The sequence below is a fragment of the Pimelobacter simplex genome (assembly GCF_900114845.1).
In the GTDB taxonomy this organism is placed as follows: domain Bacteria; phylum Actinomycetota; class Actinomycetes; order Propionibacteriales; family Nocardioidaceae; genus Nocardioides; species Nocardioides simplex.
Genome location: NZ_FOUK01000002.1, coordinates 145203 through 161961 on the forward strand (window position 1 = coordinate 145203; position 16759 = coordinate 161961).

General features: G+C 74.4%; 13 protein-coding genes. 5 read left to right on the forward strand and 8 right to left on the reverse strand.

Annotated features, from left to right (window positions below; genetic code table 11):
- The first annotated feature begins 220 nt into the window (after window positions 1-220).
- Window positions 221-1198: a sigma-70 family RNA polymerase sigma factor gene (locus tag BM223_RS08290; protein ID WP_235319257.1), complete on the forward strand. Its 978-nt coding sequence runs from the start codon at window positions 221-223 to the stop codon at window positions 1196-1198.
- 73 nt (window positions 1199-1271) lie between these two features.
- On the opposite strand, the gene BM223_RS08295 is transcribed toward BM223_RS08290, so the two are convergent.
- Complete coding sequence (locus tag BM223_RS08295) at window positions 1272-5717, reverse strand: carboxypeptidase regulatory-like domain-containing protein (RefSeq protein ID WP_038678485.1); 4446 nt, start codon at window positions 5715-5717, stop codon at window positions 1272-1274.
- A gap of 56 nt (window positions 5718-5773) precedes the next feature.
- Window positions 5774-6373 carry a dephospho-CoA kinase gene (gene coaE / locus BM223_RS08300; protein ID WP_038678483.1) on the reverse strand — a complete coding sequence of 200 codons (600 nt, stop codon included), beginning with the start codon at window positions 6371-6373 and terminating at the stop codon, window positions 5774-5776.
- 22 nt (window positions 6374-6395) lie between these two features.
- Between coaE and BM223_RS08305 the strand changes: the two genes are divergently transcribed.
- The gene (locus BM223_RS08305) at window positions 6396-7631 is read left to right on the forward strand and encodes a class I adenylate-forming enzyme family protein (protein ID WP_038678481.1); all 1236 of its coding nucleotides are present in this window, start codon (window positions 6396-6398) and stop codon (window positions 7629-7631) included.
- Here BM223_RS08305 and BM223_RS08310 read toward each other — a convergent pair.
- Complete coding sequence (locus BM223_RS08310; protein ID WP_158510195.1) at window positions 7591-8907, reverse strand: GDSL-type esterase/lipase family protein; 1317 nt, start codon at window positions 8905-8907, stop codon at window positions 7591-7593. The genes BM223_RS08305 and BM223_RS08310 overlap by 41 nt on opposite strands.
- A gap of 49 nt (window positions 8908-8956) precedes the next feature.
- The gene (locus BM223_RS08315; protein ID WP_038678479.1) at window positions 8957-10438 is read right to left on the reverse strand and encodes a PucR family transcriptional regulator; all 1482 of its coding nucleotides are present in this window, start codon (window positions 10436-10438) and stop codon (window positions 8957-8959) included.
- A gap of 148 nt (window positions 10439-10586) precedes the next feature.
- On the opposite strand from BM223_RS08315, the gene gabT reads away from it, so the two are divergent.
- The 3 genes from gabT to BM223_RS08330 are packed head-to-tail and all read left to right on the forward strand — an operon-like array spanning window position 10587 to window position 14616.
- Window positions 10587-11930: a 4-aminobutyrate--2-oxoglutarate transaminase gene (gene gabT, locus BM223_RS08320; protein WP_038678477.1), complete on the forward strand. Its 1344-nt coding sequence runs from the start codon at window positions 10587-10589 to the stop codon at window positions 11928-11930.
- The gene (locus BM223_RS08325; protein WP_038678476.1) at window positions 11930-13204 is read left to right on the forward strand and encodes a Glu/Leu/Phe/Val family dehydrogenase; all 1275 of its coding nucleotides are present in this window, start codon (window positions 11930-11932) and stop codon (window positions 13202-13204) included. The genes gabT and BM223_RS08325 overlap by 1 nt, the downstream gene beginning before the upstream one ends.
- A 26-nt stretch (window positions 13205-13230) precedes the next feature.
- On the forward strand, window positions 13231-14616 hold the full coding sequence (locus BM223_RS08330; RefSeq protein WP_038678474.1) for an NAD-dependent succinate-semialdehyde dehydrogenase: 1386 nt from the start codon (window positions 13231-13233) through the stop codon (window positions 14614-14616).
- Window positions 14617-14650: 34 nt separating this feature from the next.
- Here BM223_RS08330 and BM223_RS08335 read toward each other — a convergent pair whose 3' ends face one another.
- From BM223_RS08335 to BM223_RS08350, 4 genes are read right to left on the reverse strand one after another with little or no spacing between them, the layout of a single operon-like run.
- Window positions 14651-14899, reverse strand: coding sequence for a hypothetical protein (locus tag BM223_RS08335; protein WP_038678472.1), 249 nt, complete (start codon window positions 14897-14899; stop codon window positions 14651-14653).
- Between the two features lie 39 nt (window positions 14900-14938).
- On the reverse strand, window positions 14939-15331 hold the full coding sequence (locus BM223_RS08340) for a VOC family protein (RefSeq protein WP_038678470.1): 393 nt from the start codon (window positions 15329-15331) through the stop codon (window positions 14939-14941).
- The gene (locus tag BM223_RS08345) at window positions 15328-16269 is read right to left on the reverse strand and encodes an RNA polymerase subunit sigma-70 (RefSeq protein WP_038678469.1); all 942 of its coding nucleotides are present in this window, start codon (window positions 16267-16269) and stop codon (window positions 15328-15330) included. Before BM223_RS08345 ends, BM223_RS08340 begins: the two co-directional genes overlap by 4 nt.
- Window positions 16270-16277: 8 nt before the next feature.
- Entirely contained in the window at window positions 16278-16658 is a 381-nt protein-coding gene (locus BM223_RS08350) for an SgcJ/EcaC family oxidoreductase (RefSeq protein WP_038678467.1), read from the reverse strand.
- Window positions 16659-16759: the final 101 nt, after the last annotated feature.

Consider the following 16759-nt stretch of genomic DNA (forward strand, 5'->3'; position numbering starts at 1 on the left):
CCCCGGCAGCTTGCTGGCCTCTCCCGCCGTCGGAGACGCGCTCGGCCCGTCGAACTTGAGAAGTCCCTGAGATTCGGCGGAGGGCGCAACTTCCCGGAACCGCCGGACGTCATTGCCTGTGAGAGCAACACCGGAGTAACCCGGGAATCCCGGGTACCTCCCCAGTGTTGGAACCACATGTGCGGCTGGGCTCCACCCGCACGGGCGAAGGAGGGACGCGATGGCCACCACCACCATGACTCGGCCGACGAGCACCAAGCGGAACACCGGGCGCGAGATCGAGGGACGCGACAGCGTCGGTCTCTACCTCGACGAGATCGCCCGGACCCCGCTGCTCGACGCGGCCCGTGAGGTCGAGCTGGCGAAGACGATCGAGGCCGGCCTGTTCGCCGAGCACCTCCTCGCCCAGGGCCGGGTCGGCCGCAAGAAGGGTGGCGCCCCGAAGCAGGCCTCCGAGGCCGAGCTCGAGTGGATCGCCGAGGAGGGCCGCAAGGCCGTCACGGAGTTCATCAACGCCAACCTGCGTCTCGTCGTCTCGATCGCCCGCAAGTACGGGCGGGCCCAGATGCCGATGCTCGACCTGATCCAGGAGGGCAACACCGGCCTGATCCGCGCGGTCGAGAAGTTCGACTACGCCAAGGGCTACAAGTTCTCCACCTACGCCACCTGGTGGGTGCGCCAGGCGATCACCCGCGGCATCGCGCAGCAGGCGCGCGTCGTCCGGCTGCCCGTGCACGTGGTCGAGGAGCTCAACCAGGTCGGCGGCGCCCGTCGTACTCTCGAGCGCCAGCTCGGCCGCGACCCGGAGCCCGCCGAGATCGCCCAGGAGCTCGGCATGGAGGTCGAGCGGGTGCTCGACCTGATGGCCTGGGGCCGCGAGCACGTGAGCCTCGACACGCCCGTGGACGAGGACGGCGACACCTCGCTCGGCGACCTGATGGCGCAGGAGACCTCGCCCGGCCCGGACCTCACCGTCCTCGACGTCGAGTCCCGCGACCGGCTCAACAGCCTCGTCGACCAGCTCGACCCGCGCGCCGCGGACATCATCCGCTCGCGCTACGGCCTCACCGACGGCCGCCAGCACAAGCTCGCCGACATCGGCGTCAAGCACGGCATCTCGGCCGAGCGGGTGCGCCAGCTCGAGCGCGAGGCGCTGCAGAAGCTGCGCCGCCTCGGCGACCCGGACCTGGCCGCCTAAGCCACAGCGGTCAGCACGCCGAAGACCTCCGTCACGCGCTGACGGAGGTCTTCGCGCGTCCCAGTGAGATCGCTCAGTGCCCGGCGTCGATGCCGATCGGGACCAGGGTCCGCAGCCCCGGGCTCGCGCCGACGGTCGGGCCGCTCGCGCCGGCGTCCGGACCGGCCGGGACGCAGGTGACCGGCCGGGATGCCCATGATGCGCAGACCCGGGCCCGGATCGACGTCGGTCCGAGCGGGTTGGTGCTCGTCGCCGGCGGATCGCTCCGGTACATGTCACCGAACCCGAACGCCTGCCCGCTGGCGGTGGTCCACATGTTCACCTGGGCCGATGACTGGTCGCCGGTGATCTTGTAGAAGGTGACATTGGCCGACTTGACCGGCTGACCGGTGACGTTGTCGTAGACGACCGCGTCGATCGTCCCCCGCAGCCCGACGACGACCGTCGCCGTGGCCGTGCGTCCGGCGACCAGCGCGGGCAGGTGCGAGCAGCCGCGCGTGAAGCCGGCGCTCGAGCCCGGACCGGCCGTCCCGCTGGTCGCGCACACCGTGTCGGTGATGTTGTAGGGACTTGCGGCGAGGCCGCGCCAGACGGTCTCGCCCTGCTCGTCCGAGATGGCCTCGCGGCCCAGACCGAACGTCGAGTTGGTGATCGCCGCGCCGGGGACGACCCGACCATCCTGGGTCAGCACCCGCACCCGGAGGGCGGCGGCCGGGCGGACCGCGACGTCGACCCGCACGACGGCGTCGGGCGGGAGCGTCGTGGGCCGGCTCGCCTCGCCGGCCTGGTATCCCGTCGTCCCGGTCGCGCTGAGGCCGGTCCGCACCACACCGGTGACGCCGGCGGGTCGTCCGGTCAGCGTGAACCGGCCCTGGGCGTCGGTGACGTCGCCGCCGCGGACGAAGCCGACGGTGATCCCGGCGAGCGGCTGGTGCGTGTCCGCATCGGTCACGACCCCGGTGACCGTGGCCGAACGGCCCACTCGGCGGTCGACCTGCGTCGCGCGGGCGGGGGCGACCCGGACCGCCTCCGCCCCGCTCTCGCCGACGACGCAGTCCTCGAGGTAGGCCTGTGATCCCTGGGCGTCGTCGCCGCCCTCGAAGCAGAGGTCGTACGTCACGGCCGGGTCGAGCCCGGTGAAGGCGTAGCGCCCGTCGGCTCCCGTTCGGGTGGTGCCACCGAACTCGGGGCTGCCGCTCGTCTGCCGCTTCAGTGTCACGGTCGCGCCGGCCACCGGGCGGCCCGTGGTGACATCGCTCAGGACGCCGGAGATCCCGCCGGCCGGAGCCATGCTGATGTCGAGGGTGATGCTCGGCTGGGCCGGCGTGGGCCGGACCTGGTACTCGAGACCACAGCTCGGTGCCAGGTAGCCGAACGCGCCGCCGCCGCCCGCCTGCGCGCACACCGAGACCTTCGGCGGCGTCACGTCAGCGGGCGGCAGCGGGGTACGGAGCACGTAGCGCCCGGCAGCGTCGGTGGTGGCGGAGAGCCGGTCCGCCTCGTCCGCGACCTCACGGCTCGTGATCCGGGTGACCACCCGGACCCCTGCCAGCGGCGTGCCGTCGGCGGCCCGCACCGTTCCGGCGATCGTCGCGGCGGACCTCAGTGCGATCGATGCCTGCTGCCCCGAGGTCACCGTGGTCGCGGTGCTCGCGCTCTCGCGGTCCGCCGGGTCGTAGTCCACGCCGCCGAAGCAGGCATTGCTCAGGCCCACGGGCGGCACCGGCGCCGCGGCAGCCCGCCCCTGCCCCTCAGCCTCGAAGCACAGCTTCAGCCCCTCGGGGTCCTCGACGTACGGCGAGCCCGCGTAGCGCCCGTCGGCGCCGGTGTGGCCGACGAGATAGGTCTTGCCGTACGACTCCGGGTCGACGAGGTGGACGGCGACACCCTCCAGCGGGCCGCCACCGGTGGCGGCCGTCACTCTGCCGGAGACGGCGATCCGGGGCAGCGGGTCGAGCGCGATGTCCCGCGTGATCGTCTGCCCCGGGGTGAGGGCCGGGACGTCGACCCACGTGGGGGCGAGCTCGCTCCTCGGCGGCGTCACGGTGAGCGACGTCCCGGTGGTGGGGACGCCGCTGATCAGGTAGCGACCGCTTGCGTCGGAGGTGGCCTGAGCGATCGGGCGGTAGGGCGGGAAGATCGTCCAGACCTCGATCCGGACCCCGGCGACGGGCCGTCCGGACCGGGTGTCGGTCGCGACGCCGGTGACGGAGGCCGCCGGATCGACCTTGATGTCGACCGTAGTTGCAGGCCCCGTGCCGATGGTCACCTCCCGACAGGTGTCGACGTAGCCGTGAGCGGCACCACCACCCCGCACACTCGCGCCGGTGACGCATACGGTGAGGGTGCCGACACGCAGGTCGACGGCGTAGGTGCCGTCAGCGCCGGCCGTGGCCTCGTGCGAGGTGCCGTCGGGTAGGCGGAAGGTCATCGCTCCCGCGCTGACGGGCTGCCCGGTCGTCGTGTTGAGGAGCCGGCCCGAGAGCCGCCGCGTGCTCCGATCGGTGGTGACGGTGACGGTCGCGGCCGGCGACCACGTCCCGTCGGCCGCCACGGCCCAGACCGCATAGCTGTACTGCTTGCTGCCGGGCAGCCGGGTGTCGAGGAACATCGGGGTCTGCGCCGGTACGGCCCAGCCGCCCGCCGCGCGGGTCGACGTGGGCGCTGTCGCCCCGTCGGCGCGGGCGATCACGTACGACGCGGCCCCTGCGGGCGGCGTCCAGGTGAGCCGGATCGACTGGCCCTCGACCTCCGGGTACGCGGTCAGTGCCGTCGCGCGCAGGCCGGTGACCGGACCGGTCGGAGCGCCGGCTGGCGTGGTGACCGTCCTGGCGATCGGCCGCGAGAGGTTGCCCGAGGCGTCGCGCACCCACAGCGCATAGGTATAGGTGCGCCCGGGCTCGACGGCCGGGTCGTCGATCGCGGCCCGCTGGTCCTCGGTCTCCCCGACCAGCCGCCCGGACGACGGCGACGCCGGAGCGACGTTCCCGTCGCTGCGCGCCACCAGGACGTGGTCCCACTCGCTCCCCGGCGGCACCACCCAGGACAGGGTGACCAGCTTCGGCTGCGCGGTCGCGCTCACCGAGGAGAGCGGTGCGGGCGCCTGGTCGTCGCCGGACGGCGTGGTCCCGCTGATGGTGAGCGAGCCCGTCGTGTTTCCGGCCGCGTCGACCGCGTAGACCGTCAGCGCGTAGAGCGTCCGCTCCTTCAGCCCTGCCGCGGTGTAGGTCTCGGCCTTGCCGAGGTCGGTCCCGGCGGGCCGCGGGAGTCGGACGCCTCCGCCCTCGACCAGGTCGACCTCGATGTGGTGCACGCCTGGTGGGTTGCTCCACCGGAACGTCAGCCGTCCCGGCTCCGACGTCAGGTCGCCTCCGGTGGGCGGGGGCGGCCCCGGCCGGATCGCGGACGCCGGCGCGGTGAAGCTGCCACCGACCCGGGCGAAGACGGAGTAGCTGTAGCGCTCACCCGGCGACGCGAGGGTGTCGCTGGCGGACGTCGCCACGCCGGTGACCGGCACACTCGTGCCGTCGTTCGGCGTCGTCGGGGCGACCTCGCCCGCGAGCCTGCGCACGACGACCTCGGTCGTGCCGGGCGGGTTGGCCCAGCGCAGGGTGACCGTGTCGGGCTCCGACGAGACGCGCAGCCCGGACACCGCCACGGGCGTGCCCGGCGTCCCCGGGTTCGTCGGTCGCACGGCCGTGGTGTAGCCGACGACCACCGCGGTCAGGTGCACCCCGCGCGGCGAGCTGTTGAAGAGGTGGAGGCGGCCGGTCGCGTCCGGGCGGGCCACGACGGTCGAGCTGTTCACCCCGTTCTTGCTGAACCGCAGGCTCGCGAAGCGCGGGGAGGACAGGAACGACGAGCCCTGGACCGCGATCGTGCCGGGCCGGGTGACGCCGCTCGCGCTGAGCGTGAGCACGACGCCGGTCGCGCCCGCCGGGATCGCGCCCCCGGTGACCCGGGCCGCGACCGCCGACCGCGCGGCGACCGGCCGGCGCGGCAGGCCCACGCCCCGGCGGGTGTCGATCACCCGGGCGGGGGCGATCCGGTGGAGTCGCTCGGTGGTCGTGGGCGCGACGTACCCGGCGACGGTGATCCGGACCCGGACGGCCACACTCGCCCGGTTGCGCACGGTGAACCGGTGATCGGCCGAGAGAGGAGCGATCAGCGTGGTCGTCTGGACGGCACCGCGCCGGTAGGCCACCCGGACCGGTGCGCCGGAGCCGGATCGAGGGGCGACGAGCAGCGTGCCCTTGCCCGCCGCACCAGAGGTGGTGACGGTGAGCAGCAGCGGGACCGACCGGAGCGGCACCACGCTGCCGGGGGCCTTCGTGACGGCCGAGCCGCGGGCCGCGACCCGGGCGCCGAGCACGGCGCGCGGTGCGGTCGAGACGAGTGCGGGGCCCGAGGCCGCGGCAGCGACCGCGGGCGCCGAGATCGCGGGCTCGAGCGACGTGAGGCTCAGCGCGCCCACGACCGTCGCCAGGACGGCCGTCACCGTCGTCAGGATGCGCGACACCGCTGGACCCCCATGTCCGTGTGCCGCTCGGCCACCCGGGCAGCAGTCGGGTCATGCTACGACGCGGAGCGCCCCGCCTCGAGGCGTTCGAAGACATCGACCACGCACTGACGGAGGTCTTCGCGCGTCCCGGTGTTCTCGATCAGGTACGTCGCGACCGCCCGCCGCTGCTCCCGGGTCGCCTGGGCGGCGATCCGGGCCCGGGCGTCGGACTCGGTCCAGCCGCGGTCGCGGACCATCCGCTCGACCTGGACCTCCTCGGGGACGTCGACGACGATCACCGCGTCGAACTCCCCGGCGCGCCCCGACTCGACCAGCAGCGGGATGTCGTGGACGACGATCCCGTCGGCGGGCGCGGCGGCCTCGAGCTCGGCGTACCGCTCGAAGACGAGGGGGTGGACGATGCTCTCGAGCACCCGGCGCTGGGCCTCGTCGGCGAAGACGAGAGCGCCCATCTTGGGCCGGTCCAGCTCGCCGTCGGGGGTCAGCATCTCGGGCCCGAAGGCCTCGACCACGGCGGCGAGGCCGGGGGTCCCCTTGGCGACCACCTCGCGGGCGATGAGGTCGGCGTCGATGACGACGGCCCCCAGCTCGCTCAGGATCGACGACACGGTGCTCTTCCCCGAGGCGATCCCCCCGGTCAGTCCGACGCGCACATGCGGACCCTACTGTGAGCCCGTGGAGAACGGTCGGGTCGCCCTGCTGCTGCCCGGCTCCCGCGCGTACGTCGATGCGGTGCTCCGGCTGCTGACGGCGGGCATCTTCCCGATCCCCCTCGACCCGCGGCTGACCCCGACCGAGCAGGAGCGGATCCTCGCCGGCCTCGAGCCGACGGCCGTCGTCCGGACCGACGACGAGCTCGCCGCCCTGGTCGCGCCGCTCCCGCCTGCCGGTCTCCCCCTCGGCCGGCCGATGCACTGCACGAGCGGGACGACGGGCGTGCCGAAGGGCGTCTTCTCGGGTCTGCTGAGCCCCGAGGACGCCGCCGCGCTGGTCGCCGAGGAGCGCGACCTGTGGGGCTTCTCCCCCAGCGACGTCAACCTCGTGCTGAGCCCGCTGTACCACTCGGCGCCGCTGCGGTTCGCGATGGGCACGATCCTCGCGGGCGGCCGGATCGTCATCCCGGGGCCGTTCGACCCGGCCGCGGTCACGGCGGCGATCGAGACCGAGCGACCGACCACGATGTTCTGCGTCCCGACCCACCTGCAGCGGCTCTTCGCGCACTGGGACGAGCACGGGACCCCCGACCTGTCGTCCTTCCGGCTGGTCGCGCACGCGGGCGCACCCTGCCCCACCGACCTCAAGCACCGGCTCGTCGAGGCGTTCCCGGACGGCTCGACGTGGGAGTTCTACGGCTCCACCGAGGGCCAGTTCACCGCGTGCCGCAGCGAGGAGTGGCTCACCCGACCCGGCACCGTCGGGCGCGCCCGTCCGGGCCGCACGCTGAGCACGGACGCCGACGGCACGATCTGGTGCACCGTGCCGCCGTTCGCCCGGTTCACCTACTACGGCGCGCCCGACAAGACCGCCGCCGCCTGGCGCGAGACCCCCGACGGGCCGGCGTTCTCGGTCGGCGACCTCGGCCGGATCGACGCCGACGGCTACCTTTTCCTCGACGGGCGCCGCGAGGACCTGGTCATCAGCGGTGGCGTGAACGTCTACCCGACCGAGGTCGAGCAGGTCCTCGGCACCTGCCCGGGCGTCACCGACATCGCCGTGTACGGCGTCGCGGACCCCACCTGGGGGCAGCGGGTGTGCGCGGCGGTGGTCGGCTCGGTGGACGAGGCCGAGCTGGCGTCGTACGCGCGGGCGCACCTGGCGCCGCCGAAGCGGCCCAAGGACTACGTCTTCGTCGACGAGCTGCCGCGCACGCTCACCGGCAAGGTGCGGCGGAGCGAGCTGGGCGGACCGTGACCGACGTGGGGGGACCCACCACCTGATCGCCCGTCGCCCGCACCCGGAACGTCCAGCGCGGCGCCACGGGAAGCCGGGTGCCCCGCCAGCTCGGGGTCGTGGTCCGGACCGGCCTGGTCCAGGTGCGGCCGACCCGCCGCTCCACGACGTACGACGTCGCGTCGGGCACCGGGCGCCAGGCCAGCCGGACGCACCGCCGCCCCCGCGCGACCGCGCGCACACCGGCCGGGGCCAGCATCGGGCCGCCGGGAACGAGGCTGACGACGGCGGAGTACACGTCGCCCCCGGGCAGGTCGTCGCCCTTCACCGGCTGCAGCCGGAAGTCGTAGCGGTGGTGCCGGCGCAGGCCGGGTACGACGAGCGTCCCGTCGCGGGGAAGCGGGACCGGCGAGCGGGTCCAGGGCGCACCGGTCGTCACGTCCCGGCGCCAGAGCAGCTGGTGGGTGGCGCCGGGTCCGCTGGTCCAGGCGAGCCGGCCCTCCGCGCCGGCGAGGGTCCCGGAGAACGTCGCCGGGAAGCGCGGGCCGACCGGCGGCATGGTCGCGGGCAGCGTCGCCGCCGGTCCGATGCCGAGCTCGTGGAGTGCGGCGGCGACGGCGGTGGCGATCCGGACCTCGCCCCTCGCGTTGGGGTGGGAGGTGTCCCAGGTGTCGCGGTCGACGTCGTAGCCGGCGGCCGCGGCGGCGAGGACCACCCGCGACGACGCGGTGGTCGCGGCCTGCGCGAGCAGGGCCAGCTGGGCGTTGAGCTCGGGCGCGTCCGGGAACCAGTGCTGCGTCACCTCGCTCAGCACCACGTCGACGTCGGGCCGCGCCGACCGCGCGGCTGCGACCAGGTCGCCGACCCGGGCGGCCACCTCCGCGGGCGCCTGGTCGGTCCAGATCAGGTCGTTGATGCCGAGCATCACGACCACGACGTCGGGCTGGTAGGTCGTCACCAGCGAGGCCACGGGCACGTCGGGCATCCCGGCGAACATCCCCCAGCGCGCGGCGTGGTCGCGGTCGAAGTCCGGGTCGGCGTACGACATCGCTCCCGGCGCGTCCGCACGCAGGTCCCAGAGGTCGTCGCGCGGGCCGACCAGGTCGAACGCGACGCCCGCGTCGACGAGCCGGCGCCACAGGCGGTAGCGCCAGGTCCAGTCGCCCGACGAGCCCTGGGACACGGAGTCGCCGAGGATGAGGATCCGCACGGGATCGGTCGCGGGCGCGCCAGCAGCGGCGACCGGCGGCACCGCGTTCGCCGTCACGACCAGTGCGGCGACGAGTACCCCAAGCATCCAGCGCCGCATGGCTCCCTCCCGACGCGGAGCCTAGGCCAGATCCCGGCTACGAATTGGCCAATTCGAGAGCCAGCCACGCCCCCACCCGCGCCGCCGGGTCGTCGAGGTCGACGCCGAGCAGCCGCTCGACCTCGGCGAGCCGGTTGCGGACGGTGTTGCGGTGGATGCCGAGGTCGTCGGCCACCGCGCCGCGGGAGCCGTGGTGGCGCAGGAAGGCGGCGAGCGTCGTGCGGAGGTCGGGGTCGAGGGGGCCGAGGAGCGAGGCGGCGTACTCCTGACCCAGGCCGGCCGGGATGAGGGCGAGGGGGCCGGCGTCGGCGACGTCCTCCCACCGGCGGACCGGCGTGGCGGCGGTGGTGCGGTCGAGGGCGTGACCTGCGGTCTCGGCGCTGCGGCCGGCGTCGGCGGCGGGCACGAGGCGGCCGATGCCGGCGCGCAGCCCGGCCTCCGCGTGCTGGGCGAGCGTCGCGACGACGGCGGCGACCTGGCCGGGTGGGACGGCGGCGGTGAGCTCGCCGGCGACGCGGCCGGCGAGCAGGCCGTCGTCCTCGAGGCGCTCGAGGACGTCGTCGCGGACCTCGTCAGGCGCCGTGACCCGCAGCACCCGCAGCCGCTCCGGCACGAGGGGCGCGCCCTCGGCGACGGCCAGGAGGACGTCGGCCGAGCGCAGGTCGCCGGCGACGAGGAGCTCGAGAGCGCGGCCGCGCAGCCGGCGCTCGGCGGCCCGGCGCTCGGCCCGGCGCTCGACGGCGAGGCTGAGCAGGACGGCAGCGGTGCTGATCGCGGCCCGCAGCGGGTCGCCCAGGCTGCTGGGGGCGGCGACGGCGAGGTAGTGCTCGGGGCGGCCGGCCAGGCCGATCGGCCGCACGACGGTGGCGACCCGGCCGTGGACGGTGCTGGCGACGGTGCTGGAGACGGCGCCCAGACCCTGGCCACGGATCCCGGCCACCTCGGTGCGCACGAGCGCGAGGTCGAGCCGGTCCGGGTGGGCGCCGAAGGGACCCTCCTCGGGCTCGCCGTCGCGGTGCACGAGCGCGACCGTGCCGTCGAGAAGCTGGGCGAGGCGCTCGAGCAGCGGGCGCAGGTCGAGACCCAGGGCGGCCTGGGTGAGCCGGCGCTGCAGGTCGAGCGCGAGCCGGGTGGCAGCGGCCTCCTGGTCCTGGAGCAGCTCGGCCGCGGCCCGCGAGACCGCGACGAAGGGGGTGGCCCGCGGCACCTCCAGCAGGGTCAGGCCGCGGGCCCGGCACGCCTCGACCAGCCGATCGGGCAGCCGGTCGTGGGTCAGGCCCACGCCCATGCCCAGCGCGGCGGCGCCGGCGCTCGCCAGCCGGTCGACGTACGGGGCCCACTCGTCGCTCCAGCCGCGGGTGCCGAGGCCGGTCGTGAGGAGCAGCTCGCCCCCCTCGAGGTACGGCGTGGGGTCGGCCAGCTCGCTCGTCGCGACCCAGCGCAGTGCCGGTCCGCCGGCCTCGTGCACCAGGCGCAGGCCGAGGCCCGGCACCGCGACCAGGTCCGCCATCGTCACCATGCGGCAATTGTCGCACAGGATGCACAACACGAAAGCGCAGATTGTGCAGGATGGTCATGGCGGGCGCGGGCCGGCCGTCCTACCTTCGTCAGAGACGGCCCGGCGATCCCGGGACCCCGCGCCCACGGATCCCACGGAGGACACCCCCATGAGCCAGCAGCCCACCGGCGGCCCCAGCATCACGCAGGAGCGACGCCTCGTCACCGCCATCCCCGGCCCGCGCTCGCAGGAGCTCGCGGCGCGCAAGGCCAAGGCCGTCGCCTCGGGTGTCGCGGTCGGCCTGCCGGTCCAGATCGTCGCCGCGGGCGGCGGGATCCTGGTCGACGCCGACGGCAACCAGCTCATCGACCTCGGGTCGGGCATCGCGGTGACCACCGTCGGCAACAGCGCCCCGCGCGTCGTCGAGGCGGTCACCCGCCAGGTCGCCGAGTTCACGCACACCTGCTTCATGGTCACCCCCTACGAGGGCTACGTCGCCGTGGCGGAGAAGCTCAACGAGCTCACCCCCGGCACGCACGAGAAGCGCTCCGCGCTCTTCAACTCGGGCGCCGAGGCCGTCGAGAACGCGGTCAAGATCGCCCGCTCCGCCACCGGCCGCCAGTCGGTCGTCGTCTTCGACCACGCCTACCACGGCCGGACCAACCTCACGATGGCGATGACGGCGAAGAACATGCCGTACAAGAAGGGCTTCGGCCCGTTCGCCTCCGAGGTCTACCGCGCGCCGCTGTCCTACCCCTTCCGTGACGGCGGCCGCGACGGCGCCGAGGCGGCTCGCGAGGCGATCGACGTCATCGAGAAGCAGGTGGGCGCCGACAGCCTCGCCGCCATCGTGATCGAGCCGATCCAGGGCGAGGGCGGCTTCATCGTGCCCGCCGACGGCTTCCTGCCGACCCTGGCCGCGTGGTGCCGCGAGAACGGTGTCGTCTTCGTCGCCGACGAGGTGCAGACCGGCTTCGCCCGCACCGGCGAGCTGTTCGCGTGCGACCACGAGGGCGTCGTCCCCGACCTGATCGTCACCGCCAAGGGCATCGCCGGCGGTCTCCCCCTCGCCGCGGTCACCGGCCGCGCCGAGATCATGGACGCCGCGCACGCCGGCGGCCTCGGCGGCACCTACGGCGGCAACCCGCTCGCCTGCGCCGCCGCGCTCGCCGTCATCGAGACGATCGAGGCCGAGGGCCTGGTCGACCGCGCCCGCACCATCGGCAAGACCATGACCGAGCGGCTCGCCGCGCTGCAGGAGAGCGACCCGCGCATCGGCGAGGTCCGCGGCCGCGGCGCGATGATCGCCGTCGAGCTGGTCAAGGCCGGCACCACCGAGCCGGACGCCGACCTGACCAAGAAGGTCGCCGCCGCCGCCAACGCCCAGGGCATGGTCGTGCTGACCTGCGGCACCTACGGCAACGTGCTGCGCTTCCTGCCGCCGCTGTCGATGCCCGACCACCTGCTCGACGAGGCCCTCGAGCTCCTCGCCGAGATCTTCCGGGAGAACTGATGACCGCGCTCCACGAGCCCGTCGCCGCCACGGCGACCGGGCCGCTGGCCGACGCCCGCGAGCAGCTCCGCGAGGCGACCACCCTCCTCGGCTACGACGAGGGCCTGCACCAGATGCTCGCCACCCCGCGCCGCGAGGTGACCGTCAGCATCCCGCTGCGCCGCGACGACGGCACGACCGAGCTGTTCGTCGGGCACCGCGTCCAGCACAACTTCTCCCGCGGCCCGGCCAAGGGCGGTCTCCGCTACTCCCCCGACGTGTCGCTGGACGAGGTCCGCGCGCTCGCCATGTGGATGACGTGGAAGTGCGCGCTGCTCGACGTCCCGTACGGCGGCGCCAAGGGCGGCGTGCGGATCGACCCGCGCAGCTACTCGCAGGCCGAGCTCGAGCGCGTCACCCGGCGCTACACCTCCGAGATCAGCCCGCTGATCGGGCCCGAGCGCGACATCCCGGCGCCCGACATCGGCACCGACGAGAAGACCATGGCCTGGCTGATGGACACCTACTCGGTGCAGCAGGGTCACACCGTCCTCGGCGTGACCACCGGCAAGCCGATCAGCCTCGGCGGGTCCCGCGGGCGCGCCACGGCGACCTCGCGCGGCGTCGTCCACGTGGCGCTCGCGGCGCTGCGCTCCCAGGGCATCGCCCCCGAGGAGGCGACCGCGTCGGTGCAGGGCTTCGGCAAGGTGGGCCGGTACGCCGCCCGCTTCCTCGCCGAGGCCGGCACCCGGGTCGTCGCCGTGTCCGACCAGTACGGCGCGGTCGCCGCAGAGGCCGGGCTCGACATCCCCGGCCTGGAGCGCCACGTCGACGCGACCGGCTCGGTCGTCGGGTTCGCGGGCGGCGACGAGATCGCCGCGGAGGCGGTGCTCGAGGCCGAGGTCGACCTGCTCGTCCCGGCCGCGGTCGAGGGCGTCCTGCGCGGCGACAACGCCGGCCGGGTGCGCGCGAAGGTGATCGTCGAGGGCGCCAACGGCCCGACCACCCCCGAGGCGGACCGGATCCTGCAGGAGGCCGGCCGGCTCGTCGTACCGGACATCCTGGCGAACGCCGGCGGCGTGATCGTGTCCTACTTCGAGTGGGTCCAGGCCAACCAGGCCTACTGGTGGAGCGAGATCGAGGTCGAGGCCCGGCTGGCCGAGCGCATGCTCGCCGCGTGGGACTCGGTCAACGCGGCCGCCGCCCGGCTCGACGTCCCCCTGCGCACGGCGGCGACCTGCCTCGCCGTCGAGCGCGTGGCGCAGGCCCACCAGCTGCGCGGCCTCTACCCGTGACCCCCACCCGTGATCTGGAGACAACGATGACCGCAACCACCTTCGAGGTCCACGACCCGGCCACCGGCCTCGTCATCGAGACCGTCGCCGACGGCACCGTCGCCGACGCCACCGCCGCCGTCGACGCCGCCGCCGCGGCCTTCCCGGCCTGGGCCGCCACGCCCACCCGAGCCCGCGCCGAGATCCTGCGCCGCTGCTACGACCTGATGATCCGCGACGCGGACCACCTCACCGGCCTCATCGCCGCCGAGAACGGCAAGTCCGTCGCCGACGCCCGCGCCGAGGTCACCTACGCCGCGGAGTTCTTCCGCTGGTTCTCCGAGGAGGCCGTGCGCGGCGAGGGGACCTACGGCGACGCCCCCGCCGGCGGCGCCCGCAGCCTCGTCACCCACGCCCCCGTCGGCGTCGCCGCGCTCATCACGCCGTGGAACTTCCCGGCCGCGATGGCGACCCGGAAGATCGCCCCGGCGCTCGCGGCGGGCTGCACCGTCGTCCTCAAGCCGGCGGCGGAGACCCCGCTCACCGCGATCGCCGTCGCGAGGATCCTCACCGAGGCCGGCGTGCCCGACGGCGTCGTCAACGTCGTCCCGACGACGGCCGCCGCCGCCGTCGTCACCACCTGGCTCGAGGACCCCCGCGTCCGCAAGGTCAGCTTCACCGGCTCCACCGGCGTCGGCCGGACCCTGCTGCGCCAGGCCGCCGACCGCGTCCTCAACACCAGCATGGAGCTCGGCGGCAACGCCCCCTTCGTGATCACCGCCGACGCCGACATCGACGCCGCGGTGGCCGGCGCGATGATCGCGAAGTTCCGCGGTGGCGGCCAGGCCTGCACCGCGGCCAACCGCTTCTACGTGCACGCCGACGTCGCGGACGCCTTCCTCGAGAAGTTCGGCGCCGCCGTCGCCGCGCTGAAGGTCGGCCCCTCCGCCGACACCGCGAACCAGATCGGCCCGGTCATCAGCGAGAAGGCCCTCACCGGCATCACCAAGCTCGTCGACGCCGCCGTCGCCGACGGCGCGAAGGTCGCCGTGCAGGGCTCGGTCCCGGCGGAGGGCTGGTTCTTCCCGCCGACGATCCTGGTCGACGTCCCCTTCGGCGCGCCGATCCTGTCCGAGGAGATCTTCGGCCCGGTCGCGCCCGTCGTCACCTGGACCGACGAGGCCGAGCTGCTCGCCTCGGTCAACGACACCGAGTTCGGGCTCGCGGCGTACGTCTTCGCGGGCCGGCTGCAGGACGCCCTGCGCCTCGGCGAGCAGATCGAGGCCGGCATGGTCGGCATCAACCGCGGCATCGTGTCCGACCCCTCCGCGCCGTTCGGCGGGGTCAAGCAGAGCGGCATCGGCCGCGAGGGTGCCCACGAGGGCATCCGCGAGTACCAGGAGACGCGCTACTACAGCGTCGACTGGAGCTGAGTCAGTCACGAGACCCAGCTCAGGCAGCCGCCCCTCACCTTCGTCCTCGGTGAGGGGCGGTTCCGTCTTGGTGCACCCGGCCCGCCCGGACCAGTCGCCGCAGCAGCAGCGCCAGCGAGTGGACGGCGAGCGCGACCGCGAGCACGACCACGGCGAGGCAGGCCAACCGGGTCCACGGCGGCGCGCCGTCGTCCCGGACGCCGCCGAGCGCGAGCCACAGCACGAGCAGGTCGACGACCAGCAGGACGATGCTCGGCTCGGAGCGCAGGCGAAGGGTCCGCACGCAGCGACGATAGCGGCCGCCGGCGCCGGCCGGTGCGGCTCAGTCGAGGCAGAACTCGTTGCCCTCGACGTCCTGCATCACGATGATCGACTCGTTCTCGTCGTCGGCCTCGAGCACCTCGACCATCACCCCACCGAGCGCGACCAGCCGGTCCCGCTCGGCCGCGAGGACGGCGAGCCGCTCGGCGCCCACGAGACCCGTCCCGACGCGGACGTCGACGTGGACCCGGTTCTTGACCACCTTGCCCTCGGGGACGCGCTGGAAGTAGAGCCGCGGCCCGGCGCCCGTGGGGTCGACGCAGGCCGACCAGGTGGTCGCGTCCTCGGCACCGGGCGCGAGCTCGTAGCCGAGCACCGCGCACCAGAAGCGGGCCACGCGGTCGGGGGCCGCGCAGTCGAAGGTCACCTGGATCTGCCGGACGGTCGTCGTCATCCCGACACGGTAGACGGGAGGCCGAACGTGTCGAGGACGTCGTCCTCGACGAAGACCGAGTTGCGGACGACGCCGTGGGTGGAGAGCGCGAGCACCTGCAGGCTGTGCCGGTGGTAGCTCCCGCGCCCGTCGCGCCGGACGTAGGCGGCGAAGCCCGGCTGGCCGTTGGCGTGGACCGGAACGGTGCGCCAGTCGGTGCCGTTGACCTCGAAGACCCACCGCATGAAGACGGCGTAGCTGTCGGGGCCGGTGAACCAGTTGAGCATCGGGGGCATCTCCATGACCACGTCGGCGGCGAGCAGGCGCGTGATCGCGTCGACGTCGGCGGCCGCGAACGCCCTCATGTACTGCTCGACCCACGCGCGCTGCTCACGCTCCGCGGGCTCGCGCAGCCGCTCCTCGTCGGCCGGGGCGACGCTCGCCCGGGCGCGGAGCAGCGCGCTGTTGACCGCGACCACCGTCGTGCCGAGGATCTCGGCGGTCTCGGCCGCCGAGAAGTCCAGGACGTCGCGCAGGATCAGCACCGCGCGCTGCCGGGCCGACAGGTGCTGCAGTGCGGCGACGAACGCGAGCCGCAGGCCGGTGCGGTCGGCGCCCGGCACCCGGGCGTCGGCGATGGGCTGCAGCCACGGCACCTCGCCGCGCTCGAACGGGCTGCGCGGGTCCCGCTCCGGGACCAGGCCCGACGGCAGCGTGCGCCGGCCCTGGCCCCGCAGGGCGGTGAGGGAGGCGTTGGTCGCGATGCGGTAGAGCCAGGTCCGCAGCGAGGCGCGCTGCTCGTCGTACCGGTCGCGGGCGCGCCAGGCCCGCAGGTAGGTCTCCTGGACGACGTCCTCGGCGTCCTGGACCGAGCCGAGCATGCGGTAGCAGTGGGCGACGAGCTCGCCGCGGAAGGGCTCCACCTGCTCGGCGAACCCGGGGTCGTCGTACGTCGTCACGAGGCTCCTCAGGCCGGGCTGTTGTGGTACGCCGCGATCATCCACCTGCCGTCGCGCTTCTCGAAGACCCAGGTGGCGTTCACCCGGCGCTCGGCCGGCACCTCGGTCTCGCCGGCGAGCAGGATGCCGCTCTCGTGGACGGCGATCGCCGCGTCGGCGCCGGCGAACCGCAGGCTCAGCCGGCGGTCGACCGTCCGGCTGCCCCGGAGCGGGCCGGCGAAGCCCGCCGCCATCGCGTCCCGCACGGCGGTCCGGCCGGCGCGCAGGGAGCCGGGCAGGAGCGCGGTCGCGTCCTCGGTGTAGTGGCGCACGAAGGCATCCGCGTCGTTGTCGGCCCAGGCCTGGTAGGTCGCGGCGAGGACGGCGTCGATCTCGGCGGTGGCAGTCATGGTGGTCTCCTCGGTCGGTGGGTGATCTCTGTGAGTACGTACTCGCGCCGCACCCCGGACTCACCGGCTCCGAGGTGACTTTCTGCACGTGTCCACGGGGG